This window comes from Agrobacterium larrymoorei, assembly GCF_005145045.1.
In the GTDB taxonomy this organism is placed as follows: domain Bacteria; phylum Pseudomonadota; class Alphaproteobacteria; order Rhizobiales; family Rhizobiaceae; genus Agrobacterium; species Agrobacterium larrymoorei.
Genome location: NZ_CP039692.1, coordinates 1,396,905 through 1,421,319, shown reverse-complemented (window position 1 = coordinate 1,421,319; position 24,415 = coordinate 1,396,905). Strand labels below are relative to the sequence as shown.

Genomic DNA, 24,415 nt, shown 5'->3' with positions numbered 1-24,415 from the left:
CGACGGCAAAGTCGACCCGGCGCCCGTCAGGGCAATAACGATCCTTGGAAAACATGGCTTTCGAGAGCCGGCGTACTGGAAGGCATCATGCACGCAGAGCCCTTACGGGCTCCGACCTTTTACGCCAAATAATTTGAGATTGTCATGAACAGGCACATATGCAGCTTATCATTAGCTGCGAGTGCATTGCCCACTTCCCACCTCAGCGACTGGACTATTCTCTATAACCTTTTAAAATTTGGTTAATTCGAAGTCCTATTACAACCACTATATTGGAATGATTCGACCTGTAACCAAAAGCCCGATTTAAAAAAAACAGTACTAAAGAGACGAAATCTCTTTGATACCCGGGTGTTTTTCCAGATCACTAAAACAGAGCGTGAATTTCATCCACAGGATGTACAAAATGAAGATTTGTTTTTCAACGTAAAAAAACTCCTATTTCTTCAGACTTTTTTTGGGCGTCGCCCCAACGGAAATCTTTAACCACACAGTAAAAAATGTTATTTCATCAGTATAGATATATTATGTTCTTAATATCAATCATATAATTTCATTGCCTCCATGCAACGTAGCAGCGCAGGCTCCATCTAGTCCAACTATACAGCGGCATAAACCGTTTAGCGCATCTCATGAGTTGCGCCGGCGCCCGACCTCAAGGCTGGCGCGCGACTGAACATAGGCGTTTAGGTGCGGCCTCGACCGCCAGATGCGTGACGGAGCTAGAGGCTGTATGCTGATGAGCATGGCGTAAACGCGCGAGTTCGGAAAATACTTCTACTCCAATATTATGTTGAAGACAGTACATTTGCGGGTTTGCGCCTGCAACGTCCCTTGCCAGAGCCTCATTTGCCTGTAATGAAGCTAAAAAGCCTGACGTTACGGGAGGATAAACGCATGACGACGATGACGGAAGCGAACATCAAGCTTGGTGTCGTTCTGGCTGGGGCCGAGGCACAGCAATCGTCTCTGAGCGTTGAGACGCTGGTGGCTAACGGTCTTATTCCAGACAGTATCGAAACGGGAATGGCTGCGCAGGCCATCGCCACCGGCGCAATCGGCAAGGAAGTGGCTGGCTGGAAAATCGCCATGAATAATGGTCGCGCCGTCGCGGCTCCGCTGCTCGATCTCTATGACACCGCTGCAGAAGGTCCGCTGACCGTGCCGAAGCCGGGAACCGTGGCGGTTGAGATCGAAATCTGCTTTGTTCTTGCCAATGATCTTCCAGCTCTTCCAATCGGCCAGAGCTATACTCGCGACGTTATTATCGAGAATATTGCTTCCGTTCATCTGGGCGCTGAGCTCGTCAGCTATCGTCTCGTGGAGGAAAACAAGGCGCCCTTCCCGCTTTTCCTTGCAGACCGGCTGGGCAACCACTCTTTTGTTCTTGGCCCTGTAATTGAAGCTTCCACTCTTCAGGCGGTGGCCCTGCAGTCGCCCGATCTGCCACCGCTGACGCTTGAGGCAGACGATGACGTTCTCTTCGCCGCCGTGCCGAAGCATCCGCAAGTCGATCCGCTGGTACCTCTGGTTGACTATGCAAATGCGCAGATCGATAATCTGGGTGGGCTCAAGCGCGGTCAGGTCATCACAACAGGAAGCCTCTGTGGGCTTCTCCGCCTTTCCGATCATACCACCGTCAAGGCGACCTGGGCCGAGATCGGAGCACTGGAAATCACGCTTCCCGTCTGAAAACACAGTAATTACATTTAGTTAGCGCAAGACTCACATTTTTCTGCGTGAGCGCATGTGCAAATTCACCCCTCAGATTTCAAGGCCGTCCAAAGGCCATATTTCGCATTTTAGCCACAAAACGAAACGCCATCGCTGGTACACTCATCTCGGAGGACATTAAGGGAGGACTAACCGCGCAGGAGGCGTTGCGATGGCACGATCGATCACGAATGCGGTGGGCAAACCACTTTATTATAGCGATACTTCAACCGGCTTTTTCTCGGCAACGGGCTCCGGCCCTGATCTTTACGGCACCGGCGGCAATGATTCCATGTGGGGCGATGGCAGCGTCAACGTGACGATGCATGGCGGCACGGGCGATGACATCTACTACCTGTATTCGACCATCAACCGCGCTGTCGAGGCGCCCGGCGAAGGCATCGACACGATAGATACGTGGATGAGCTACACCCTGCCGGATAATTTCGAGAATCTGAGAGTAACCGGCGATGGCCGCCACGCTTTCGGCAATGATCTCGACAACATCATAACCGGCGGCTCCGGCAGCCAGACCATAGATGGCGGCGCGGGCAACGATGTGCTGATCGGCGGCGGCGGGGCCGATACTTTCGTCTTCTCCAAGGGCAACGGCACGGATCTGATTACCGATTTCGGTTCCGACGACTTCATCCGCCTCGATGGCTATGGCGTCACCTCCTTCGACCATCTTCTCAGTGCATCCAGCCAGAAAGGCAATGATCTCTGGCTCAATTTCGACAATGGTGAAAGCGTCGTTCTGGCAAATACGACGGCCAACGATCTCAAGCCGGAGCAGTTCAAGCTCAGCCTGGATCGGTCGCAACTGACCTCCACCTTCTCAGACGACTTCAACAGCCTTTCGCTCAGCAACGGAACGAGCGGCACCTGGGAGCCGAAATTCTGGTGGGCCGGAGAGCAAGGCGGCAGCTTGCACACCAACTCCGAAAAGCAGTGGTACATAAACCCGGCCTATCAGCCCACGTCGTCCGTCAATCCCTTCTCGATTCAGGACGGTATATTGACGATCAAGGCAGCGCCGACGCCGGATGCGATTTCTGACGCGGTAAACGGCTATGACTACACGTCTGGCATGTTGACCACCCACCCATCCTTCTCGCAGACCTATGGTTATTTCGAGATCAGGGCAGATATGCCTTCGGATCAAGGCGTTTGGCCTGCCTTCTGGTTGCTACCGACCGATGGCAGATGGCCACCGGAGCTGGACGTCATCGAGATGCGTGGGCAGAACCCGAACACGCTGATCCTTTCGGCGCACTCCAATGCATCCGGCCAGCAGACGTCGTCGATCAACAATGTCAGCGTTGCCAGCACTGAAGGTTTCCACAATTACGGCCTTCTCTGGGATGAAAACCACATCACCTGGTATTTTGACGATGTGGCGGTGGCGCAGATCGACACGCCTGCCGATATGCATGATTCCATGTATATGCTCGTCAACCTGGCTGTTGGCGGCATTGCAGGGACGCCTGCAAACGGCCTGCCAAATGGCTCGGAAATGAAGATCGATTACATTCGTGCCTATGAGCTGGAAGATCCAGCAACGGCAAGCGTTCAGCACCAGTCGCAATATCTGCTCGTGTGATCGCGGCTTAAGAGCCAGGCTGGCGTTTTATCTGCCAGCCTGTTTCGCCGGAGATGCTTTAGAGATGAGCGTGGCGTAATGCGCCTTCTTCTGCTCATACATATTGGCATCGGCGCGCTTCACCACATATTCGAGGCTCTCGCCATCCTCACTCGTCGCAACGCCGAGGGAAATGCCGAGCGGTGCGGTGGAGTAGAACTGGTTGTTGATCTTCAACAATTCGTAGATCGTATCCACCATGGTTGCCGCCGTCTGCTTGTCAGCACCCGGCATAAGAATTGCGAACTCGTCGCCACCAATACGGGCCGCGTGGTTGGGCGTGGAAACCACGCCGTTCAACACTTCTCCCAGCCGCCGCAAAAGTGCGTCGCCCGCATCGTGGCCCAGCGTATCATTGGCATCCTTCAGCCCGTTGAGGTCGATAATGATTGCGGAAACCGGGCGTAGCCTGTTGCGCTCCAGACGGTTCAACTCGTCGGCATAGAAAGCGCGGTTGTAAAGCTTGGTCAGCACATCATGCTTGCCGAGATATTCGAGATAGGCCTCAGCCTTCTTACGTGCAGTAATATCGGTCAGCGCCACCTGGACCAGAGACCAGTCGTGCTCGTATCCCGGGAAGACCGAAAATTGCAGCAGCACATGCCGCTCCGAGCCGTCCAGCGCGTAGTTGACGATTTCCCGCTGGTGGAACAGGTTGCCGTTCCACAGGTCCATCAGTTGCTCACGGAAGGGCTTTTCCATCTCGTCGCGGAAGATATCCCCCAGTCGATGCAGCAACGTTTGCCTGTCCGGGGCACAAAACAGATCGAGCGTTGACTGATTGATGTCAATGACGCGAATTTCGCTCATACATTGCCGCACGAATTCCGGGTGTACATCCATGAAGACGCGGAAATCCGAGATGCCACGCTCCTTCGCGTCGTCGATCAGCCGTTTCACATAGCTGAAATCTTCGACCCACAGCGAAACCGGCGAGTGCTCGAACATGCCTTCCGCGTAAAGACGGTTCTTTTCTTCACGCCTGCGCGCTTCTTCGCGCTCGGTCACATCCTCCGTCGTCAGCAAAATGCGGTCAAGAGAGGCTTCATGCCCAGGAATGACCGCGCCACGCAACTGAATATCGAGACGCCTGCCGCTCAGCGCATAATTGACGGCGTGGCTGGAGAACGTCGTCTCGCCGTCCCATAGCGCGCCCAGTTCGTTGATATGGCTTTCCAGCATGTCATCACGGAAAACCAGATGCAGATTTCCGATCAGATGATCGAAATCCTTCGCCTCGAAAAGGTCGAGCGTCTTTCCGTTGACTTCAAGCACCTTGATTTTCTTGGAGCAGCGTTCGACGCGAGAGAGATCTTCCCGCAAAAATGCGCGAAGATCGGTAACGCCAGCGGCACGCCAAAGATCGAACTGCTTCTTTACGCCCGAGAAGTCTTCAATCCACATGGCCACGGGTGCCAAAGCGAATATGTCTGCATCGAATTCTCGGGTCATGGCAATGTCTCTGCTGCTGCGCAATGGAGACTTCCCTAAGGGAAGATGCTCCACACATTACCCCTCTTCAGAAAACACTCAATAAGCAATAACTTATCGCAGTGCAAAAAAGAGGTTACCAGAGCTTAACGTGGCGGTTTACGTCCTTGTAGAGCAGGTAGCGGAAACGTCCCGGCCCACCTGCATAGCAGGCTTGAGGGCAAAAGGCGCGCAGCCACATGAAGTCGCCCGCCTCCACTTCAACCCAGTCATCATTGAGGCGGTAGACCGCTTTGCCTTCCAGCACGAACAGTCCATGCTCCATCACATGGGTTTCCATGAAGGGAATGGTCGCGCCGGGCTCGAAGGTCACCACGTTGAGGTGCATGTCGTAACGACCGTCAGCCGGATCGATAAAGCGGGTCGTTGCCCACTTGCCTTCCGTTTCCGGCATGGCGGCCATCTCATGCTCATCCTCATGGGTAAAGATGGCTGGCGGCAGTTCCAGCCCCTCCACTACGTCGAAGACCTTTCGCACCCAGTGGAATTTGGCAGGCGTGGTGCCGGTGGCGCGCAGCGACCAGATGCTGCCCGCCGGAATATATGCAAAAGAACCGGCGCGGAGTGCGTGATCCGTGCCATCGAGTGTAATCGTCATCTCGCCATCGACCATGAAGATCGCTGCCTGTGCACGGGCATCCGGCTCCGGCTTCGTGCTTCCGCCACCCGGCTGCACTTCCATGATATATTGCGCGAAAGTTTCCGAAAAACCCGTCATGGGCCGCGCGATGATCCAGGCGCGCGCGTCGGTCCAATGCGGCAGAACGCTGGTCACAATATCGGAAAGAACGCGCTTCGGGATAACCGCATAGGCGGTCTTGAATACCGCCTTGCTGGACAGCAACTCGGTCTGGCCCGGCAGGCCACCAAAATCGGAATAATAGCGCTTCTTTTCCATCATGCACTCCAAAGCAGGCTCTCGTTACGAAAGCTGTAAAGCCTTTCGGTGCTGATGGGAATCCGGTCTGAATGGAAAACCGCAGCGCTCCAGCAAGAAGCACCGCGGCTTTGGTCAAGCATCTGACGATTAAAGCTTGCGGATGATTCCGTAGACGATGTTGCGGTTTTCGCCGAAGAAGACTTCCGCGTGAACCGAGTTGGCATCGACGCTGGCGTTGATGATGTTCCACATGTCCGACTTGGTGCGCAGAAGAAGCGCCCAGTTCATGAAGCTTTCCATGTAGCCGTCGACGCCGATCTCTTCCGCGAAGTTGGCAAACAGGAATGTACCGCCGGGCTTGAGCATTTCCAGGCAGCGCTGCGTCAGCTTGATCGCGACCTTGTCGACCAGATAATCGTAAAGCCCTGCGGCATAAACGAAATCGAAGGTGCCGAGATCATGCTTGCGCGCCAGTATGCCCTTTACCGAGCCGTCAATCGCTTCGACGCAGGTGCCATGAAAATCACGGGAGATGGAACCGATGCTGAGCGGATCCTGATCCAGCGCAACCCACCGCTTGATATGCCCCTTGGCAAGCGCCTGCGAACGGTTCGCCTCACGCAGATGCCCGGCGGCGATCGTCAGGATTTCCGTTTCCGGCCCCCGCTCTAGCGTAATCTGATCGACATAGCGGGTCAAAATATCGCGACGCTCGCGCACCGCAACCGATGAGGATGCATCCTTCGTGTAATCGTAAAGAGCGGCCCCGATGGGAGACGCTGCAGCAATCTTGTCGGCTACGCTCTCATGGCCGTAGATGAAATCCAGAAGCTGGGCATCGCCGGAATAGCCGCGCGGCTTCTCGAAAGACCAGTTCGTAAACGGATCTTGCAGGAAATAATCAGAGACCGGATGATCCTGAATGAGAGGGATAAGCTCTCTCCACACGCTCGAATGGTATTTTTCACGTACAGTATGCAATCTTCCGGCCACTGAATGTATTATGGTCTGTGGCGAGACCCCGCTTAGAAATTGCTGTTGTGCCAAATTGAGAATGAGTGCAATCTCTGCTTGGGAAAGTGCTATTTGCTCTTGAAACTGCGAGCCTCTTTTAGCAAAAATTTCCTCAGATATAGCTTCCGGTGTGATCAAACTCTCGCCATCGAATACAGTATTACTCATCTGGGTCACTAACGTCTCTCCTGTTTAAGACATTGTTAACCCTAGGATAATTTCAACTGGATGGCGATAGGATTCATTGTTGGAAAAGGAACAAACAGGAATTTATTTCTAGGTTTCTGCGGTTAAGGTAAATCTAATGCAGCAATGTCGAACAACCGGATTTAAAGAAACTTAATGCGCCCTGGGGTATAGTCCCGCCGCCAATTCCTCTTAAGCTTTAAAAGAAGAGAGGGAAAAGGAAGGTCATAAGCGACCGCAGCAACAAGATGATCAAGGTAAGAATGATTACTTACTGAGAAAATATTGCAACCTATGGAACAGTGCATGAAGCACACTTTGGCAGATGTGGTAGAGCTTGACCTGCATGCGGATGCATCGCGAAAGCGGTCTTCCAATGCTTTGCGGAAGCTTTTTTTCGAAGAAGCCGATGCTAAACGTCGCAAGGCCATCCGGCAGGGGCTTTGGGTCGCTGTTCCCATCTATCTCTTGTTTTCGCTGACGGATGTGCTGCTGGTTCCGGATGTATCCATCCACACCACCTTCGCGCGCTTCGTCGTCGGCATCGCGGCACTGATCGTTCTGGAATTGCAGATCAGGGCGTCCATCAAGACTGACCATATGGACGTGACCTGCGCAGCAGCGCTCGTTTGCGGCTATATAGGCTGGCTGGTTCCATCCATGATGACCAGCTACGTCACCAATATGTCCTATTACATGGTCTTCGGCGCCATCTTCATGATGGGCGCGAACCTGTTCTTCACCTTCAATTTCGTTCTCTCGCTGGTCGCTTCCAGCCTCGTTCTCGCCACCTATTTCGTCGCGCTGAGCTTCTTTCACGAAGACATCTACTACCAGATCGCTTTCGGAACCTTTTATCTCTCCTGTTTCATCTTCACCTCCTATGTGAACTGGCGCCTGAACCGGGAGCGCTACCACGTTTATCTCAACGCCATGGAAGCCAAGGTTCAGCAGCGAGAGGCGGATGAACGGGGCGAGGCGCTTTTGCGGCTTTCCAACACAGACCCCCTCACCGGCGTTGCCAATAGGCGCGCGATAGACGCCCGGCTGCGTGAACTCTGGAACGGCTGGGTGAAATCCGAAAAGAAATTCGCGGTCTTTCTGATCGACGTGGATTTCTTCAAGAAATACAATGACTATTACGGTCATCAGGAAGGTGATCGCTGCCTGGTGCGCGTTGCGCAGACCTTGCAGGATGTCATGAGCGAATATGACGCCGTCGTCGGTCGTTATGGAGGAGAGGAATTCATCGCTCTCGCGCACTTTCACAAGCCGCGCGATCTCGAAAAGATTGCCGATATGCTGCGCAAATCCGTCGAGAGCCTGTGCCTTGCTCACGAGCGTCGCCGGGATGGCACATCGATCATCACCGTCAGCGTTGGCGCGTCTTACGCGCGCACCGTTCCGCAGCCAAAGCTGGAACGCGTCATCAATGAAGCGGACCGCGCGCTTTACCTTGCGAAGGAAGGCGGGCGGAACAGGATAAAGCTCTTCGATCCGAACGATCCCATCACCAGCGATGACACCGAGAATGTTGCAGCGCTGCTGAACATCGCCATCGAGCAGGACCTCGTTTCACTGGTCTATCAGCCGATCCGCGACCTCTCTTCCGATGGTGTGAAGGGTGCAGAAGCGCTCATGCGGTTGCGTCTCCTTGACGGAACGATGGTTCCTCCCAACATCTTCATCCCCATTGCGGAACGCACCGGCGCTATCATGGATCTTGGCCTTTGGGCTATTCGGCGCGCGTGCCAGCAGATGCTCCAGACCGACAAGGTACCGATCGTCAGCGTCAACGTGTCGCCGATCCAGCTGAAACGTCCCGGTTTTGCCACCGCCGTTGCGGCAATCCTCGGAGAGCTTGGAATTGCGGGAGGGCGACTGGCTTTCGAGATTACCGAAGGGCTGGAGATGGACATGAATTCCGATGTCCTTCACTGTATCAGCGATCTCAAGACGCTCGGCATCAAAATCTGGCTGGACGATTTCGGCACCGGCTTCGCGGGCCTGTCATGGCTGCGGCTGATCGAATTCGATACCGTCAAGATCGACCGATCCTTCCTGCACGACAGCGCAACGCCGCGTGGAAGACTGATGCTGAAAGACATCATCGGCCTGATCCGCAACCGCGGTCCCAAAATCCTTGTGGAAGGCGTGGAAACGGATGAGCAGCTTCAGCTGATGCGCGAATTCCACATCGATCAGGTTCAGGGCTACTTCGTCGGACGCCCTGTCCCTGCCGAGAAATTCGAGGAAAACACGACGCCGTATATTTTGCGAACCGGTCTTGTTCGTCCGGCTTGAGCTGCTCTAAGCAGTGCCAGTAAGCCACTCCGTTACAGCCATCTCAGCCTCCGCTCGCGTCGGCGTGCCGATCCGCCCGCCAAAAATCTTGCATTTCAAAGCCGCAGCAACAGAGGACAATTGAATTGCCGCGCGGCTCTCCATTCCCTCTGCCATGGCCAGCGCGAAAGTGCCGTGGAACACATCACCCGCGGCCAGCGTATCCACCGTCTCGATTTTCATCGTGGATTGAAAATGCACTTCTGGGTCACCCGCCTCGGTCCAGTAGCAGCCGAGGGGCCCGGCGGTAACGGCGATGAATATCTCCGGGTAGCGCTGGTGCAGCACGGGCAGCATGGCGGCGACATCGGAGATGCCGGTCAGGCGCTCCGCTGCCGGTTCCGAGAAGATGATGTGACTTGCAGCGGGCGCGAGCTTTTCCAGCGTTTCGACGGGGGCGACGTCTCCGTCCAAAATAGCGGGCTTGCCCAGTGCACGGGCGACGGTCAACACATCCAGCGCCAGTTCCGGCCAGCGCACATCCACCAGCACGGCATCAAAAGGCGCGATATCGGCCTCTGTGCAGGAGCGTTTGGTTTCGTGAAGCTTGTGATCGTAGAAGGGCACGATCAACCGCTCGCCGCGGTCATCGATGATGATGGTGGAGAGCGCCGAGCGGGCACCTTTCGCCACGGTCATGCCTGCCGTGTCGATCCCGCTTTCTAAGAGATCACGCAAGATTCGAGTGCCGGTTTCATCATCGCCCACGGCACCCCAAAGGCTTGCACGCCCGCCCATGCGGTGGACGGTATAGGCTGCGCTCGATGCCATGCCCTCGGCAATCTGCACCATCTCATAGGGCAGGACTTTGCCTTGGCCGGTGGGCATATCATGCACGCGAAACAGCGTGTCCAGCACGGCAGCGCCTACGCAAAGTACGCGCTTACCGTGGTTCTCGTCTTCAACTGCAACTGTCATCGAAACTCAGATTCGCTTGCCTGTTTCCTTGTCGAAGAGGTGCGCGGAAGCGGGATCGATGGCAACACGAACCGTATCGCCAAAGCGAATATCCAGCCGCTCGCGGAACAGGCAGGCGATCTCTTCGCCTCCGCAGTTCAGCTTGGCGTAGATTTCAGAGCCGGTGCCTTCTACCAGTTCGACGCGTCCTTCGATGCCGGTATCCGCAGCGCGGATATGTTCGGGGCGGATGCCATAGACCAGATCACGACCGCCGAGTGCTGCCGGGTCGGCAGTCGGCGGCAGGGGCAGCGTTACGCCCTTGGCCGTGCGGAATATGCCTTCCTCCACGCGCCCGCGAACGAAGTTCATGGCAGGCGAGCCAATGAAGCCCGCAACGAACAGGTTGGCGGGGCGGTCGTAAAGCTCCAGCGGCGCGCCGATCTGTTCGATCACGCCATCATGCAGAACCACGATCTTGTCGGCCATGGTCATAGCTTCAACCTGATCATGCGTCACATAAATGGTGGTGGTGCCGATGCGCTGGTGCATGGCCTTGATCTCGCCGCGCATCTGTACGCGCAGTTTGGCATCGAGGTTGGACAGCGGCTCATCGAAGAGGAAGACTTGGGGATCGCGCACCAGCGCGCGGCCCATCGCAACACGCTGGCGCTGGCCGCCCGAGAGCTGGCGTGGATAACGATCCAGCAGTTTTTCCAGACCGAGAATGCCCGCAGCCTTATCCACCTTCGCCTTCGTTTGCGACGCATCGACCTTCTTCAGCTTCAGCGCAAAGCCCATATTCTCGGCCACCGTCATATGCGGATAGAGCGCGTAGTTCTGGAAGACCATGGCGATATCGCGGTCACGGGCGGGGAGGTGGCTGACCTCGCGTGCGCCGATGTGGATTTCGCCATCGCTGACCTCTTCCAGCCCCGCGATCATACGCAGAAGCGTGGACTTGCCGCAGCCGGAGGGGCCGACGAGCACGACGAATTCGCCGTCACGAATATCGATATCGATGCCGTGGATGACGTTGACCGAACCGAAGCGCTTTTGAACGTTTTGAATATTGACCGGTGCCATGATGTTTATCCTAGATTTCGTTAGCCGCCCTTGACGGCACCTGCGGTAAGTCCTGCGACGATCTGCTTCTGCGCGAACATGGTCAGCAACAGAACCGGCAGCGTCACGATGAGCGCTGCGGCAGCCAGCGGCCCCCAGCTGACCTGTTCGAAGGACAGCATGTTGTAGACCGCGACCGGAAGCGTGCGGGTTTCACGGCTGGCAAGCACGATGCCGAAGACGAAGTTGTTCCATGAGAAGATGACGGCGAGGATGAAGGACACCACGATGCCGGGCTTGGCGATGGGCAGCGCCACCAAACGGAACACCTGCCATGATGATGCGCCATCGATGCTGGCAGCTTCTTCCAGTTCCTTCGGTGTCGTTTCGAAGTAACCGATCATGATCCAGACCACGATTGGCACCGTCACCACCAGATGGATGATGATCTGCGGCCACAGCGTGCCGAGAAGGTTCAGCCATTGGAACAGCAGAAACAGCGGAATGAGGAAGGAAAGGCCGGGCGTCATACGCGCAATCATGATGACGATGGCCGCCTTCTCAGCCTTCAGCCGCGCAATGCCATAGCCTGCGGGAACGCCGATGACGAGGGCGAGGAAGGTGGCTGCGCCCGTGACCAGAACGGAGTTCCAGAAGTAGAGGAAGAAGTTGTTCTCCTCGAACACCTTCACATAGTTCAACCATGCGAAGCGTTCCGGGATGAGGATCGGCGGATAGGCGCCGTTGTCGATTTCGAATTTCAGCGACAGCGAGATCATCCAGAGAAAGAACAGGATGACGGGCGAAATCATCACCAGAGCGACGAGAAACAGGCTGATGCGGTCTATGGTTTTGCGGGTCATCAGCGGTCCTCCATCTCGTTCCACTGGGTGCGCGCACGAACCATCAGAAGAACGAAGGACAGCGCGATGATGACGATGAAGAAGACGACAGCCATGGCCGAGCCGTAACCGATGTCGTAATAGGCGAATGCCGTGTTGTAGAGGTAGATGTTGATCGTTTCCGATGCCGTGCCGGGCCCCCCTTGCGTCATCGCATAGATGATGTCGAAGCTTTTGACGGCATCGATGGAGCGGATGATGACGGCGATCATCAGGAAGGGCGCGATCATCGGCATGGTGAGATAACGGAATTTCTGCCACGCATTCGCGCCGTCGATTTCGGCACTTTCGTAAGGCTCACGCGGCACGGCGGCGAGACCACCCAGCACGATGAGCATGACGAGCGGCGTCCACTGCCATGTTTCCACCAGCACCAGCGACGGAATGACGGTGGACTGGTTATATATCCACTCCAGCGGACCAATGCCGATGAAGGACAGAAGGTAATTCAGTACGCCGAGCTGCGGGTGGAACATCATGGTCCAGACGAGTGCAATGGCGACCGGGGTCGCCATCATCGGCATGACAAACACGCCGCGCAGAAAACCGCGCAGCGGGAACTGCGCATCGAAAACAAGGGCAGCCAAGGTGCCGAGAAACAGCGGGGCCACAACCGACAGCGCCGTATAGACCAGCGTATGCCACATCGATTCCCAGAACCGGGCATCGCTTGCCAGACGGATGTAGTTATCGAGGCCGATGAAACTCTGCTCCTGCCCCAGCGTCCAGCGCTGCGCGCTCATCCACAGGGTAAAGACCCATGGAAAAACGATGACTGCGGCGATGACGACGAGTGCCGGAATGACGAAAGGCCAGTAGTTGGGAGCAAGCCGCGTGGGCTTGCTCCTTCTGACGACTTTCGTTGTCTTGGCGACATTTTCGATGCTGACAGACACCATTATCCCTCGCTGCGTGCCAGAACAGGCGTGAACTGTTCCGTCGCCTTCTTGAGCTCTTCGGCAGGATCAGCACCGCCGATCATGTTGGTGAGACCGACGCCGTAGATGTCGCGGAATTCCGTGACGGGAATGATGACCGGCAGTGCGAGCTTGGAAACCTTGCCCGAACCGACGACGGCATCCAGCCACTCGCCCGGCATTTTCACGCCTTCGCGAACCTTGGCATCTTCCAGAATGGACTGGCGGAACGGAACGCCCGCACCGGCCTGCAACAGACGCGCACCCATTTCGTGCGAAATCGCCCACTGGCAGAAGAGGTAAGCGGCTTCCTTTTTCTGGCTGGCTTCGACCACGCCGAGACCGTCGCCGAACGTGCCAGCCGCCTGCTGTGCCGGGCCCTTTGGCATGACGCCGTAGCCCGCCTTGCCGACGACGCGGGATTTTTCCGGGTTTTCGATTGGCGGCGCAAAGCCGACGCCATCGAACCACATGCCGATCTTGCCCTGAAGGAAGGCAGACTGTGCTTCGGCCCAGTTGAAGCCGGAGACGCCGGGAGGGGCGGATTTGGTCATCAGGCGCTGATAAAGCTTCGCCGCCTCAACCGCTTCCTTGGTCTGCGTGTCGATCTTGCCGTCCACGATCGGGGTCGCGCCGTAACCCAGCATCAGTGAGGTCCAGACCGGCGTGTTGGCGTTCTTCAGGCCGCGGGCCACGAAGCCATAGGTGTTGGTGGACGGATCTGTGAGGGCTTCAGCCGCGGACACCAGCTCTTCGAAAGTCTGCGGATATTTCAGGCCCTTGGCGTCGAAGAGTTCCTTGTTCCAGTAGAGGATCCAGTAATCCACCGAGAAGGGCAGCGAGCGCAGAACGCCGTCGCTATCCTTGGCAAACTGCATGCCTGCCTCAGCAAAATCGCTTTCAACGAGAGACGGATCGGTCAGCGATGGGTCTTTCAAGAAGCCGCTGATATCGGCCAGCCACTTGCCCTTTTCGAACTGCCGCTTCTGAACATGGTAGCTGAGGTGAACTACGTCGAAGCTCGGCTTGCCGGAAGAAAGCTCGATGACGACCTTCTGGCGCTGCTGCTGCTCGGGCGTTGCCTCGGCATTGACCTTGATGCCGGTCAGCTCTTCGAATTCCTTGATATATTTCAGCAGGGTTTCGCTGCGCGGGCTCTTGACCAGATTGACCTCGAGCGTGGTGCCCGCGTGCTTCTTCCAGTTCACCGCTGCTGAAGCGGAGCGAACGCCAAGCATGGCGGCACCGCCAAGTGCTGCGGTGCCAGCCAGAAAGGCACGGCGCGTTGGACTCATGAATGAATGCGTCATCAGTTCCTCCTCTTGTGGCCGAAATCTCCTCACCCCGGCCTTGTTGATGTATTTACACGGCGAGCGCCCTGTCCCTCGCATTGCGAATATGGGCAACCAGCCTCTCGACAGCCTCATCGACTGCGCGCCGCTCGACGGCCTCCAGAATGGCGAGATGTTCCACCATCACCGATTTCACATGGCCAGCGATGCGAAAGCGCTCCTGATTGATGAGGCGCATCTTGATCGAATTGACGCGATAGGCGTTCGAAATGATCGAATTGCCAAGCGAATCGACGAAGGCGTCATGCATGCCCCAATCGACGGCCTGCGCCCGTGCATCGAGTTCGGCAGAGCTTTGGCCACTCTTGGAAAGCTCGGCAATATCCCGATGGTCCTTCAGAAGCACCGCTATCGCCTCATCGGATGCGGTGCGCGTGAAGTTGGCGATAGCCTCTTTTTCCAGCAGAATGCGGAACTGAAAGGCCTCGCGTATCAGGTTGATGTCGATATGGGCGACCTGAAGACCGCGCTGCGGCACGGTCTTGATCAGCCCATCGGCTTCCAACCTCGGGATCGCCTCACGGATCGCACCCAGCGGCAATCCTGTCAGTTCGACCAGACGACGCTGCGAGATGAACTGGCCCGGACGAACATCGCGCGCGAGGAGATGGTGCGTGAAGCTCTCATACGCCTTCTCTCTCAACGTGGTCTGTTCGCCGGTGTCTTCCATCCGCTACTCCCCTTCAAGCCGCCTTGCTGCTGAACAGCGACTCGAATGCCGCTTCGATCTTTTTACGATTTTCAGCGGAAATGGAAACCAGCGGTGGACGAACGGCGTGCCAGATTTCCTCTCCGGTCAGATAGGAAACCAGAACCTTGACGGCTGGCGTGACGGGGTATTTCAGAAGCTCCACGACGAGGTCCTGCACGCGGGCATCATCCTTGCCATCCACAGCCATGGCGCGGATTTCTGCGGGAAGGAAGTTAGCACAGCCGGAAATGGCACCCTGCCCGCCCAGCCGAACGCCCTGCGCCAGATGACGCTCATCACCGATCAGAATGATGAGGTCGCTGTGTTCTGCCAGAAGGCGTTGCGTGTAAGGCCAGTCGCCCGACGAATCCTTTACACCGGTGACGACGCCGGGAAAGGCTTTCCGCAGGCGTCCGATGAGATCCACCGATAGCGCGACCATGGTGACGGACGGAATGTTGTAAACGAGGATATCCCGCGCGCTTGCGCCGATCTCATCGAAAACGGAAGAGAACCAGGCAAACAGTCCGTCATCGCTGACATTCTTGAAATAGGATGGCGGAGCAAGCAGGATGTTCTTCACCCCTGCACCAAGCGCCGCACTTGCCTGCTCCGCTGCATCCTGCGCCGAATCGACCAATACGCCGACAACGATATTTTTCGCATCGATCCCTGCATTCAGAGAGGCGGAAAGAACGTTTGCTCGTTCGCGGCCACCGATGGAGCTGCCTTCGCCCGTGGTGCCGAACAGCGTCACACTATCGCAGCCGGAAGACAGCGCTCTCTTTGCCTGCTTGATGAGCGCGTCGGTGGCAATCTCGCCGTTTTCTAGAAAAGGGGTCGTCAAGGCTGCCGAAAGGCCGAATTTACCAGTCACTTGCATGCTCCTCCAAAGCTGACGACAGCGTGATACGACATTAACATGTTAGTTGTAAAGAGGATAGTTTTCAGCTGTTCACTCTGCTGTGACGACGGGTTGAATTTCATGGCTGTGCCGCCGAGGACCTTTGATTGCCGGGGCATTCGCGCTTCTATTGCAGGCTGAAGCGGGATCGAAAGTGCTGGAATTTCCGTGGCAGGCCGGACACAGGGTAAAAGAAGCTTGGGAAAATTCGCTCTGAAAGCGCGCTTGGCAATATGTGATTAACCTTTATTTTTTATCTCATTTGCTGTGCCAATTGTCCGTTTATGATGAGTGTACAGGCTGTCATGCGTTTTCCCCGTTCCAATTTTAATAATTCCGTCAATGCGATAGAGGGGGGAGAAGTTGAACCGTCCGAAACCATGGTTCCAACGAACCAGACGTCTTCCCCAAACAGCCAGGCGTTAACCCCTGCGCAGCACGCTGCCGTTGGCCGCAATGCCGACGAGATCGCCGCAAATGCGATCGAGGGACGCGTGGATATGCCCGGCTGGCAGAATGCGTTTACGCTTGGGCCGAATGTGCGCTTTTCCCGCACGCCTCAAAGCATCTTTTCCAGCAAGGCTGCGACAGCAGGTCCAGAGGTGACGGCTGCGCAAACGGAGGCGGCTGAACCCGCTTCTGCCGAGGCCAGGCTTGAGGTCAAACAACAGACTGCGCCGGTTGAGCGCCGTATAGCAAAGCCTGCCATCCTTCCACAGCCTCCCGGTGCGACAGGTGCGCGCGCGCTGAGCTATCGCCTGCGTCGCGAACTGGCGCTACGCCAGCAGCAGGAACAGATGCAGCAGGCGGAGCGTGCCGCAGAGGTGGTTGTCGAAGCAGCGACCGAGGCGCCACAAAACGAGCAGATCGATGTCGCCTGCTTCCCGGCTGAACAGGTCAGGCAGCCTGAGCTCGATGTACCAGCTTTCGCCGCCTATCTTTCCGACGACATGTTCTGGGAGGCCATGAGCCTCGATGTCGACGGACAGATTGCGCCTGCCGCCCAACCCATGCGCTTGGCCGAACTGGCGCGCCTGAAAGCCCAGCGTCTTGCCGCCGCTCAGCCCCCCTCGCCTGCTCCGGCGGCTGATGCACGCCGGATAACGATCACACGGCAGGCACCTCCGCCTCAAATCGCTGCTCCTCAGCAGCAACAACAACAGCAGCAGCAACGCCACATCGCAACGCCGCGCCCCTCCTTCGCTGCCTTGGGCGGTTCAGCCATTGCGCTGTATCGGGAAGTTGGCGTGCGTGGCTACCAGCCTGCGGAAGTTGAGGCAGCGCCGATTGCAGAGGCTGCGCCGGTTCAGGAACTGGCGCCGGTGGCAGAGGCGGTCGAGCAGGCACCTGTCGAGGTTTCCGCGCCGCGCCGCGAGATGCGCACCGTTGCCCGCAACAATCAGCCCATGTTTCTGGATGCGCCGGTCTTCGGTGAAGGCGAGTACGAATATCCGCCTATCGACCTTCTGCAACAGCCGCAGGTTTTGCAAACCACGACCATGACGCCGGAAGCGCTGGAGCAGAGCGCCGGCTTGCTGGAAAGCGTTCTGGAAGACTTCGGTATCAAGGGCGAGATCATTGATGTGCGTCCGGGTCCCGTCGTCACGCTCTATGAATTCGAACCGGCACCGGGCGTGAAGTCTTCCCGCGTCATCGGCCTTTCGGATGATATAGCGCGCTCCATGTCCGCGCTCTCGGCGCGTGTTGCCGTCGTTCCCGGTCGCAATGTCATCGGTATCGAGCTTCCGAACCCTGTTCGTGAAACCGTCTATTTCCGTGAACTGATCGAATCGCCAGATTATGCTGAAACACGGATGAAGCTGGCGCTGTGCCTCGGTAAAACCATTGGCGGCGAGCCCGTTGTGGCGGAGCTGGCGAAGATGCCGCATCTGCTCGTAGCAGGCACGACCGGCTCCGGTAAATCGGTTGCCATCAATACGATGATCCTGTCGCTGCTCTACCGTTTGAAGCCGGAAGAGTGCCGGCTGATCATGGTCGATCCGAAGATGCTCGAGCTTTCCGTTTATGACGGCATTCCGCACCTGCTGACACCTGTCGTGACCGACCCGAAGAAGGCCGTCATGGCGCTGAAATGGGCCGTGCGCGAAATGGAAGACCGTTATCGCAAGATGTCGCGTCTTGGCGTTCGCAATATCGACGGTTACAATGCCCGCGCAGCTTCGGCCCGCGCCAAGGGCGAGACCGTGATGTGCAATGTCCAGACCGGTTTTGACCGCGCGACCGGCGAGGCCGTCTACGAGCAGGAGGAAATGGACCTCACGGCGATGCCTTACATCGTCGTCATCGTGGACGAAATGGCCGATCTGATGATGGTCGCGGGCAAGGAAATCGAAGGCGCGATCCAGCGCTTGGCGCAGATGGCGCGTGCGGCAGGTATCCACCTCATCATGGCCACGCAACGCCCATCGGTCGATGTCATTACCGGCACGATCAAGGCGAACTTCCCGACGCGCATCTCCTTCCAGGTAACGTCCAAGATCGACAGCCGCACCATTCTCGGTGAGCAGGGTGCGGAGCATCTTCTCGGGCAGGGCGATATGCTGCACATGATCGGCGGCGGTCGCATCGCGCGTGTCCACGGTCCCTTCGTGTCCGACGAAGAAGTCGAGAAGGTCGTCGCGCATCTGAAGACGCAGGGGCGCCCGGAATATCTCGGTACCGTTACGGAAGATGCGGACGAGGCCGAAGAGGGCGAGGAAGAAGACAGCGCCGTCTTCGACAAAACCGCTATGGCAGAAGACGATACTGCCGATCTCTATGAAAAAGCCGTCAAGGTGGTCCTGCGCGACAAGAAGTGCTCGACCTCCTATATCCAACGCCGCCTGTCCATCGGCTATAACCGTGCTGCGTCACTCGTAGAGCGCATGGAACAGGAAGGCATCGTCGGCCCTGCCAACCACGTCGGCAAGCGCTCCATCATTGTGGGTGAGCGCGATGCCCCTGAGGTGCCGGGCGCGGGAGACTGATCGCGATATCGGCGCGGTCACTCAAAAATACAGTGAGCCCCTAAAAAAGCCCGCCGCGCAATGACGCGGCGGGCTTATGGATTTACGGCAACGTTTGAAACGCCGTCGCCCCACCCTTACCCCGCCAAAATCGCCAGCAGCAGCAGCGCCACGATGTTGGTGATCTTGATTGCCGGATTTACCGCCGGGCCAGCCGTGTCCTTGTAAGGATCACCCACCGTATCGCCCGTCACCGAAGCCTTGTGCGCTTCCGAACCCTTCACATGGCGAACGCCGTCCTTGTCCACGAAGCCATCTTCGAAGCTTTTCTTGGCATTATCCCATGCACCGCCACCGGAGGTCATCGAGATGGCCACGAACAGACCGTTGATGATGACGCCGAGCAGTGAAGCACCGAGGGCTGCAAAGGCCGAGGCCTTGGAGCCGGAGATCAGCAGCACGCCGAAATAGACGACGATGGGTGCCAGAACCGGCAGCAGGGAGGGGATGACCATTTCGCGGATGGCCGCCTTGGTCAGCAAATCCACGGCTCTGCCGTAATCCGGCTTTTCCGTGCCCTGCATGATGCCGGGCTTTTCGCGGAACTGGCGGCGAACCTCTTCAACGATGGAGCCCGCCGCCTTGCCGACCGCAGTCATGGCGATACCGCCGAAGAGATATGGGATGAGACCGCCGAACAGCAGACCCGCAACCACATAAGGGTTGGAGAGGCTGAAGGAGATTTCACCTATTCCCTGAAAATAAGGATAGGTCTCCCCGTTCGCGGCAAAATAAGACAGGTCGTTCGAATAGGCTGCGAACAATACCAGCGCGCCCAGACCGGCGGAGCCGATGGCATACCCCTTGGTCACGGCCTTGGTGGTGTTACCCACCGCGTCCAGCGCATCCGTTGCCTTGCGCACATCAGGGTCGAGGCCCGCCATTTCAGCGATGCCCCCGGCATTATCCGTCACCGGACCAAAAGCATCGAGCGCCACGATCATGCCCGCCAGCCCAAGCATCGCCGTAACGGCAATGCCGGTGCCGAAGAGGCCCGCAAGCTGATAAGTCGAAATGATACCGCCGACGATGACGATGGCGGGCAGCGCTGTCGATTCGAGAGAAACGGCCAGACCCTGAATGACGTTGGTGCCGTGGCCAGTGACGGAGGCCTGGGCGATGGAGTTGACCGGACGCTTGTTCGTTCCCGTATAATATTCGGTGATCACCACGATCAGCGCCGTCACCAGCAGGCCGAGAAGGCCGCAGAAAAACAGGTTCGTGCCGGTAATATCCTTGCCCGCCACGGTGCCTATCGATCCCCAACCGATGGTGAGGAATGTCGCAACCGCAAGGCCCGCAACGGAGAAGATGCCCGTGGCGATCAGGCCTTTGTAAAGCGCGCCCATGATGGAGTTGTTGGTGCCGAGCTTGACGAAAAACGTTCCGGCAATGGAGGTGAGAATGCAGACGCCGCAAATGGCAAGCGGATAGAGCATCGCGCTTTCCAGCACCGGCGCACCGGCAAAGAAGATGGCGGCAAGCACCATGGTTGCGACGACCGAGACGGCGTAGGTCTCGAACAAATCCGCTGCCATGCCTGCGCAATCGCCCACATTGTCCCCGACATTATCGGCGATGGTGGCCGGGTTACGCGGGTCATCCTCTGGAATGCCCGCCTCAACCTTGCCCACAAGATCGCCGCCGACATCCGCACCCTTGGTGAAGATGCCGCCGCCGAGACGGGCGAAGATCGAAATCAGCGATGCGCCGAAGCCAAGCGACACCAGCGCGTCGATCACCTCACGAGAGCCGGTCGGGTGACCGAGAACCGAGGTGAGAATGAAATAGTAAATGGAGACACCGAGCAGTGCCAGACCGGCAACCAGCATGCCGGTAATCGCGCCGGATTTGAACGCGATATCGAGACCTGCCGCAAGGCTGTGAGAAGCGGCTTGCGCCGTGCGAAGATTGGCCCGGACCGAGACGTGCATACCAACAAAACCGGCAGCGCCCGACAAAACGGCACCAATGACGAAACCGACAGCAGCTTCGGCTGAGAGAAGAATCCATGCCGCTATCGTGACGATTACACCGACAATTGCGATGGTGAGATATTGACGGGTGAGGTAAGCCTGCGCGCCCTCACGAATATAGCCTGCTATTTCACGCATGCGCTCCGTGCCCTCATCGGCCTCCAGAACGCTTTTCGTTGCCCAAATCGCATAAGCGATAGAAAGGGCACCGCATAAAATTACCAATGCAATGACTGTCATTCGCACTTACCTCCCATTGTGCCGGGTCCTCAACTCCCTCCCCGGCGGGCGAAACCACATGCGGGGCGTGAGGCGCAAAGCGCCTTACGCCAAGGTGAGCCATTTGTTCCCCTCCCAAGGAAGAAACGGCATGCGGGTGGAGATTGCGTTGCCGGAAGGCGTCGCGTCAAGTGCGAAGATTAACAAGCAGTTGCTTATCTTTATGATTTTGGTTTTTGCGCTTTGCTGAATATCAGCGTCATCACCAACAGAAGGCAGAGACCCGCGACCGGCCAGATGACGAGGTTCATGACAGACCAGCCCCATGTGGTGAAGACCTTGCCAGACGAAAAGGAGGAAAGGGCGACCGTGCCGAACAGCACGATATCATGGAAGCCCTGCACCTTGTCCGCCTCATGCGGGCGGTAGCTGGAGGAAACGATGGAGGTTGCCCCGATGAAGCCGAAATTCCAGCCGGCTCCTAAAAGAATGAGCGCCAGCCAGAAATTCCAGAGCTCCACGCCCACATGCGCCACGATTGCGCAGGCCATGAGGATGACGAGGCCCACAGCCACGACCTTTTCCGCCCCGAATCGCGTGATGAGAATGCCGGTAAAGAAGCTGGGGCCGAACATGGCAAGTACGTGCCATTGAATACCAAGGGTCGCAAGCTCGCTTGGAAAGCCGCAGCCTACGACCATAGCAAGAGGCGCGCCGATCATCATGAAGGTCATCAACGCATAGGAGCCGATGCCGCATACCATGCCGGTCATGAAACGACGCGTTGCGACGATTTCTAGGAGTGGCCGTACAGGCTCGGTCGTTGCCGCTTGCTTAGGCTCAGGCAATTTCAGGAGCGTGAGGACGCCAGCAGCAATCAAACCAAGAGGCACGAGCGCAATGAAAGCACCTGCGAAAGTGACCGGGGCAAGAATATCCTTGCCGAAAATGGCCAGCTGAGGCCCAACGATTGCGGAGATCACTCCGCCCGCCAGAATCCAGGAGATGGCCTTCGGCTTGTAGAAGGATGGAGATGCATCGGCAGCGGCGAAACGGATTTTCTGCGTGAAGCCACCCGCGAGCCCGATCAGCATCAGGCCCAGCGCAAACAGCCAGAAATCCGTTCGAAACAGCGCGGTTGCTGCAAGTGCGCCGCCTGTGGAGCATAGCAGCGCACCGAGAATGAAACCCGCCTTCCGCCCGAGAAACTTTGCAGCCAGAGCGACCGCAATGGCACCGAAGGCAACGCCGATGTTGAAACCGGTGAGCGGAGCGGTGGCCAGAGACTTGTCTGCACCGAGAAGCTGATATCCCGCCAAAGCGCCGACGGAAAAGCTCAGAGGCCCGGCAGATCCAAGGATTGCCTGAGCGATGGTCAGGAGAAAGACATTGCGCTTCGCCTCAGAAAGTTGGCCTTCCAGACCAGCAACCGATACCGCGCTCATGTCTTCCTCATTCCATGTTGATCAGCGCTTGGCCTCGCCGCGCACCTGTTTGGCAATGCGATCAAGAACCGCATTGACGAGCTTCGGCTCGTCGTTCTCGAAGAATGCGCGGGCGATTTCCACATATTCGGTTACGATAACGGCAACCGGAACATCCTTGCGCTCAAGAATTTCGAAGGTGCCAGCGCGCAGAATGGCGCGAACCGTGGTGTCGAGGCGCGAAAGCGGCCAGTCTTCCTGAAGGGCGGAGCGCACCAGCGGGTCGATCTTGGTCTGATCTCGCACGACGCCGGAGACGATGGAGCGAAACCAGGAAGGATCGGCTTTCAGATAGGTCTCGCCATCCACTTCCTTGCCGAGACGATGCGCTTCATACTCGGCGACCACTTCCATAACGCCCGTGCCACCGACATCCATCTGATACAGCGCCTGCACGGCGGCAAGACGTGCTGCACCGCGCTGGTTTACCGGCTTGATGGAAGGCTGACGCGGTTCTGCGCCGTTTTCGACACTCGTCATGCTATCAACCACCCAGCTTCTTCTTGAGTTCGATCATGGTCAGCGCTGCACGGGCAGCAAAGCCGCCCTTGTCCTTGTCCGACCGGCGAACGCGTGCCCAGGCCTGCTCGTCATTTTCGACGGTCAGGATGCCGTTGCCGATGGCAAGCGATTCGCTGACGGTGAGATCCATGATGGCGCGGGAGGACTCGTTCGCAACGATATCGAAGTGATAGGTCTCACCGCGAATGACCATGCCGAGTGCAACGAAGCCATCATATTCCGTACCGCCATTATCTGCGCCATCCAGCGCCATGGCGATGGCTGCGGGAATTTCCAGCGCGCCGGGAACGGTGATGATGTCATAGGTGGCGCCAGCCTCTTCAAGCGCAAACTTTGCGCCATCGAGCAGTGCATCGGCCATATCGTCATAAAAACGAGCTTCTACGATGAGAAGATGGGGCTTGGACATGGGAGTTTCCTGAAGCTTACGCCGGATCATACCGGCTTTTGGCGCGGTCAAACCATGGCTTGCAGCGCTTGGCAAGTATTTTTAATGCATTGCTGCCGCGTGGGCGGCGTTTGGTCGCGTCATCCGGCCCGCCAATCAGCTCCGTTGCAGCGCCAGATGAACGCCAAGCCCCATCAAAACCGTGCCCGCCGCACGCCGCGCAATCGCCTGCGCGAATGAGGATCGTTTCAGCCGCCCCACCATCGCGCCTGCCAGGATAACACCCACCAGATCCGCCGAGGAGAAAATGAAATTCACCGCCACGCCGAGGATCAAGAATTGCAGCCACACCGGAAATGCCGCTGCGGGATCGACGAACTGCGGCAGAAACGCCAGAAAGAACAGCGCGGTCTTAGGGTTCAACACATCCACGATGATACTGTCTACAAAAGCCCGTTTGGCCGACTTCGGCTCGATCATGACGCTCGCCGTTCCATCTTCAAGCTTCGAGCGAAGCATCGAAAAGCCAAGCCAGATCAAATAGCACGCGCCCCCAAGCTTCACGGCAAGATAGAGCCACGGCACCGCCTGAAACAGAACCGACAGCCCTGCCGCCGCTGCAAAAATATGAACATAGCAACCAACATGAATCCCAAGAACCGCCATCACCCCGGCAAACCGCCCCCGCGCCATGGTCTGCGCCGCGGCATAAAGCATGGCTGGACCGGGAATATAGGCGAAAAGAGCGGTCGTCACGAAGAAAGCCGCAAGCAGTTCATAAGATGGCATGTTGACTCCGAGGC

The 24,415-nt window shown here is 57.3% G+C and carries 19 protein-coding genes; 4 read left to right on the top strand and 15 right to left on the bottom strand.

The features are described 5' to 3' along the window. The first annotated feature begins 897 nt into the window (after positions 1-897). Together CFBP5473_RS20790 and eglC are read left to right on the top strand one after the other, a co-directional pair. On the top strand, positions 898-1,692 hold the full coding sequence (locus CFBP5473_RS20790; RefSeq protein ID WP_027676204.1) for a hypothetical protein: 795 nt from the start codon (positions 898-900) through the stop codon (positions 1,690-1,692). 193 nt (positions 1,693-1,885) lie between these two features. After that, positions 1,886-3,316 carry an endo-1,3-1,4-beta-glycanase EglC gene (gene eglC / locus CFBP5473_RS20785; RefSeq protein WP_027676203.1) on the top strand — a complete coding sequence of 477 codons (1,431 nt, stop codon included), beginning with the start codon at positions 1,886-1,888 and terminating at the stop codon, positions 3,314-3,316. 27 nt (positions 3,317-3,343) lie between these two features. Here the strand turns inward: eglC and CFBP5473_RS20780 are convergent, their stop codons facing one another. From CFBP5473_RS20780 to CFBP5473_RS20770, 3 genes are all read right to left on the bottom strand, one after another. Further along, positions 3,344-4,807 (bottom strand): sensor domain-containing diguanylate cyclase, encoded by a 1,464-nt coding sequence (locus CFBP5473_RS20780; protein WP_027676202.1) that lies wholly within the window; start codon positions 4,805-4,807, stop codon positions 3,344-3,346. 115 nt (positions 4,808-4,922) lie between these two features. Further along, on the bottom strand, positions 4,923-5,744 hold the full coding sequence (locus CFBP5473_RS20775; RefSeq protein ID WP_027676201.1) for a bifunctional allantoicase/(S)-ureidoglycine aminohydrolase: 822 nt from the start codon (positions 5,742-5,744) through the stop codon (positions 4,923-4,925). Positions 5,745-5,873: 129 nt separating this feature from the next. Next, positions 5,874-6,908 (bottom strand): class I SAM-dependent methyltransferase, encoded by a 1,035-nt coding sequence (locus tag CFBP5473_RS20770; RefSeq protein WP_037171261.1) that lies wholly within the window; start codon positions 6,906-6,908, stop codon positions 5,874-5,876. Between the two features lie 324 nt (positions 6,909-7,232). Between CFBP5473_RS20770 and CFBP5473_RS20765 the strand changes: the two genes are divergently transcribed. Next, positions 7,233-9,230: a putative bifunctional diguanylate cyclase/phosphodiesterase gene (locus CFBP5473_RS20765; RefSeq protein WP_027676199.1), complete on the top strand. Its 1,998-nt coding sequence runs from the start codon at positions 7,233-7,235 to the stop codon at positions 9,228-9,230. 6 nt (positions 9,231-9,236) lie between these two features. Here the strand turns inward: CFBP5473_RS20765 and CFBP5473_RS20760 are convergent, their stop codons facing one another. From CFBP5473_RS20760 to CFBP5473_RS20730, 7 genes are read right to left on the bottom strand one after another with little or no spacing between them, the layout of a single operon-like run. After that, a complete protein-coding gene (locus tag CFBP5473_RS20760) occupies positions 9,237-10,187 on the bottom strand; it encodes a sugar kinase (protein ID WP_027676198.1) in 951 nt (316 codons plus the stop codon). A 6-nt stretch (positions 10,188-10,193) separates the two neighbouring features. Continuing rightward, positions 10,194-11,252 (bottom strand): ABC transporter ATP-binding protein, encoded by a 1,059-nt coding sequence (locus tag CFBP5473_RS20755; RefSeq protein WP_027676197.1) that lies wholly within the window; start codon positions 11,250-11,252, stop codon positions 10,194-10,196. Between the two features lie 20 nt (positions 11,253-11,272). Beyond that, positions 11,273-12,094, bottom strand: a complete 822-nt coding sequence (locus CFBP5473_RS20750; RefSeq protein ID WP_027676196.1) for a carbohydrate ABC transporter permease — start codon at positions 12,092-12,094, stop codon at positions 11,273-11,275. Continuing rightward, the gene (locus tag CFBP5473_RS20745) at positions 12,094-13,032 is read right to left on the bottom strand and encodes a carbohydrate ABC transporter permease (RefSeq protein WP_027676195.1); all 939 of its coding nucleotides are present in this window, start codon (positions 13,030-13,032) and stop codon (positions 12,094-12,096) included. Before CFBP5473_RS20745 ends, CFBP5473_RS20750 begins: the two co-directional genes overlap by 1 nt. Further along, complete coding sequence (locus tag CFBP5473_RS20740) at positions 13,032-14,360, bottom strand: ABC transporter substrate-binding protein (RefSeq protein ID WP_027676194.1); 1,329 nt, start codon at positions 14,358-14,360, stop codon at positions 13,032-13,034. The genes CFBP5473_RS20745 and CFBP5473_RS20740 overlap by 1 nt, the downstream gene beginning before the upstream one ends. A gap of 52 nt (positions 14,361-14,412) precedes the next feature. Next, the gene (locus CFBP5473_RS20735) at positions 14,413-15,072 is read right to left on the bottom strand and encodes a GntR family transcriptional regulator (protein ID WP_027676193.1); all 660 of its coding nucleotides are present in this window, start codon (positions 15,070-15,072) and stop codon (positions 14,413-14,415) included. 13 nt (positions 15,073-15,085) lie between these two features. Beyond that, positions 15,086-15,970, bottom strand: coding sequence for a dihydrodipicolinate synthase family protein (locus tag CFBP5473_RS20730; RefSeq protein ID WP_027676192.1), 885 nt, complete (start codon positions 15,968-15,970; stop codon positions 15,086-15,088). A 311-nt stretch (positions 15,971-16,281) separates the two neighbouring features. Here CFBP5473_RS20730 and CFBP5473_RS20725 point away from each other — a divergent pair, with 311 nt between their 5' ends. Beyond that, positions 16,282-18,984 (top strand): DNA translocase FtsK, encoded by a 2,703-nt coding sequence (locus CFBP5473_RS20725; protein ID WP_027676191.1) that lies wholly within the window; start codon positions 16,282-16,284, stop codon positions 18,982-18,984. Between the two features lie 116 nt (positions 18,985-19,100). Here CFBP5473_RS20725 and CFBP5473_RS20720 read toward each other — a convergent pair whose 3' ends face one another. The 5 genes from CFBP5473_RS20720 to CFBP5473_RS20700 all read right to left on the bottom strand — a co-directional run bounded on the left by CFBP5473_RS20720 (position 19,101) and on the right by CFBP5473_RS20700 (position 24,401). After that, the gene (locus CFBP5473_RS20720) at positions 19,101-21,239 is read right to left on the bottom strand and encodes a sodium-translocating pyrophosphatase (protein ID WP_027676190.1); all 2,139 of its coding nucleotides are present in this window, start codon (positions 21,237-21,239) and stop codon (positions 19,101-19,103) included. A 200-nt stretch (positions 21,240-21,439) separates the two neighbouring features. Further along, positions 21,440-22,663 carry an MFS transporter gene (locus CFBP5473_RS20715; RefSeq protein WP_027676189.1) on the bottom strand — a complete coding sequence of 408 codons (1,224 nt, stop codon included), beginning with the start codon at positions 22,661-22,663 and terminating at the stop codon, positions 21,440-21,442. Between the two features lie 21 nt (positions 22,664-22,684). Then, on the bottom strand, positions 22,685-23,182 hold the full coding sequence (nusB, locus tag CFBP5473_RS20710; RefSeq protein ID WP_027676188.1) for a transcription antitermination factor NusB: 498 nt from the start codon (positions 23,180-23,182) through the stop codon (positions 22,685-22,687). 4 nt (positions 23,183-23,186) lie between these two features. Beyond that, positions 23,187-23,633: a 6,7-dimethyl-8-ribityllumazine synthase gene (ribH, locus tag CFBP5473_RS20705; protein ID WP_027676187.1), complete on the bottom strand. Its 447-nt coding sequence runs from the start codon at positions 23,631-23,633 to the stop codon at positions 23,187-23,189. 135 nt (positions 23,634-23,768) lie between these two features. Then, positions 23,769-24,401 carry a LysE family translocator gene (locus CFBP5473_RS20700; protein WP_027676186.1) on the bottom strand — a complete coding sequence of 211 codons (633 nt, stop codon included), beginning with the start codon at positions 24,399-24,401 and terminating at the stop codon, positions 23,769-23,771. Positions 24,402-24,415: the final 14 nt, after the last annotated feature.

Excerpts from the sequence above, each read along its gene's own strand:
- CFBP5473_RS20790 (WP_027676204.1), top strand. The coding sequence starts at position 898 with ATGACGACGATGACGGAAGCGAACATCAAGCTTGGTGTCGTTCTGGCT.
- eglC (WP_027676203.1), top strand. The coding sequence starts at position 1,886 with ATGGCACGATCGATCACGAATGCGGTGGGCAAACCACTTTATTATAGC.
- CFBP5473_RS20780 (WP_027676202.1), bottom strand. The coding sequence starts at position 4,807 with ATGACCCGAGAATTCGATGCAGACATATTCGCTTTGGCACCCGTGGCC.
- CFBP5473_RS20775 (WP_027676201.1), bottom strand. The coding sequence starts at position 5,744 with ATGGAAAAGAAGCGCTATTATTCCGATTTTGGTGGCCTGCCGGGCCAG.
- CFBP5473_RS20770 (WP_037171261.1), bottom strand. The coding sequence starts at position 6,908 with ATGAGTAATACTGTATTCGATGGCGAGAGTTTGATCACACCGGAAGCT.
- CFBP5473_RS20765 (WP_027676199.1), top strand. The coding sequence starts at position 7,233 with ATGAAGCACACTTTGGCAGATGTGGTAGAGCTTGACCTGCATGCGGAT.
- CFBP5473_RS20760 (WP_027676198.1), bottom strand. The coding sequence starts at position 10,187 with ATGACAGTTGCAGTTGAAGACGAGAACCACGGTAAGCGCGTACTTTGC.
- CFBP5473_RS20755 (WP_027676197.1), bottom strand. The coding sequence starts at position 11,252 with ATGGCACCGGTCAATATTCAAAACGTTCAAAAGCGCTTCGGTTCGGTC.
- CFBP5473_RS20750 (WP_027676196.1), bottom strand. The coding sequence starts at position 12,094 with ATGACCCGCAAAACCATAGACCGCATCAGCCTGTTTCTCGTCGCTCTG.
- CFBP5473_RS20745 (WP_027676195.1), bottom strand. The coding sequence starts at position 13,032 with ATGGTGTCTGTCAGCATCGAAAATGTCGCCAAGACAACGAAAGTCGTC.
- CFBP5473_RS20740 (WP_027676194.1), bottom strand. The coding sequence starts at position 14,360 with ATGACGCATTCATTCATGAGTCCAACGCGCCGTGCCTTTCTGGCTGGC.
- CFBP5473_RS20735 (WP_027676193.1), bottom strand. The coding sequence starts at position 15,072 with ATGGAAGACACCGGCGAACAGACCACGTTGAGAGAGAAGGCGTATGAG.
- CFBP5473_RS20725 (WP_027676191.1), top strand. The coding sequence starts at position 16,282 with ATGATGAGTGTACAGGCTGTCATGCGTTTTCCCCGTTCCAATTTTAAT.
- CFBP5473_RS20720 (WP_027676190.1), bottom strand. The coding sequence starts at position 21,239 with ATGACAGTCATTGCATTGGTAATTTTATGCGGTGCCCTTTCTATCGCT.
- CFBP5473_RS20715 (WP_027676189.1), bottom strand. The coding sequence starts at position 22,663 with ATGAGCGCGGTATCGGTTGCTGGTCTGGAAGGCCAACTTTCTGAGGCG.
- nusB (WP_027676188.1), bottom strand. The coding sequence starts at position 23,182 with ATGACGAGTGTCGAAAACGGCGCAGAACCGCGTCAGCCTTCCATCAAG.
- ribH (WP_027676187.1), bottom strand. The coding sequence starts at position 23,633 with ATGTCCAAGCCCCATCTTCTCATCGTAGAAGCTCGTTTTTATGACGAT.
- CFBP5473_RS20700 (WP_027676186.1), bottom strand. The coding sequence starts at position 24,401 with ATGCCATCTTATGAACTGCTTGCGGCTTTCTTCGTGACGACCGCTCTT.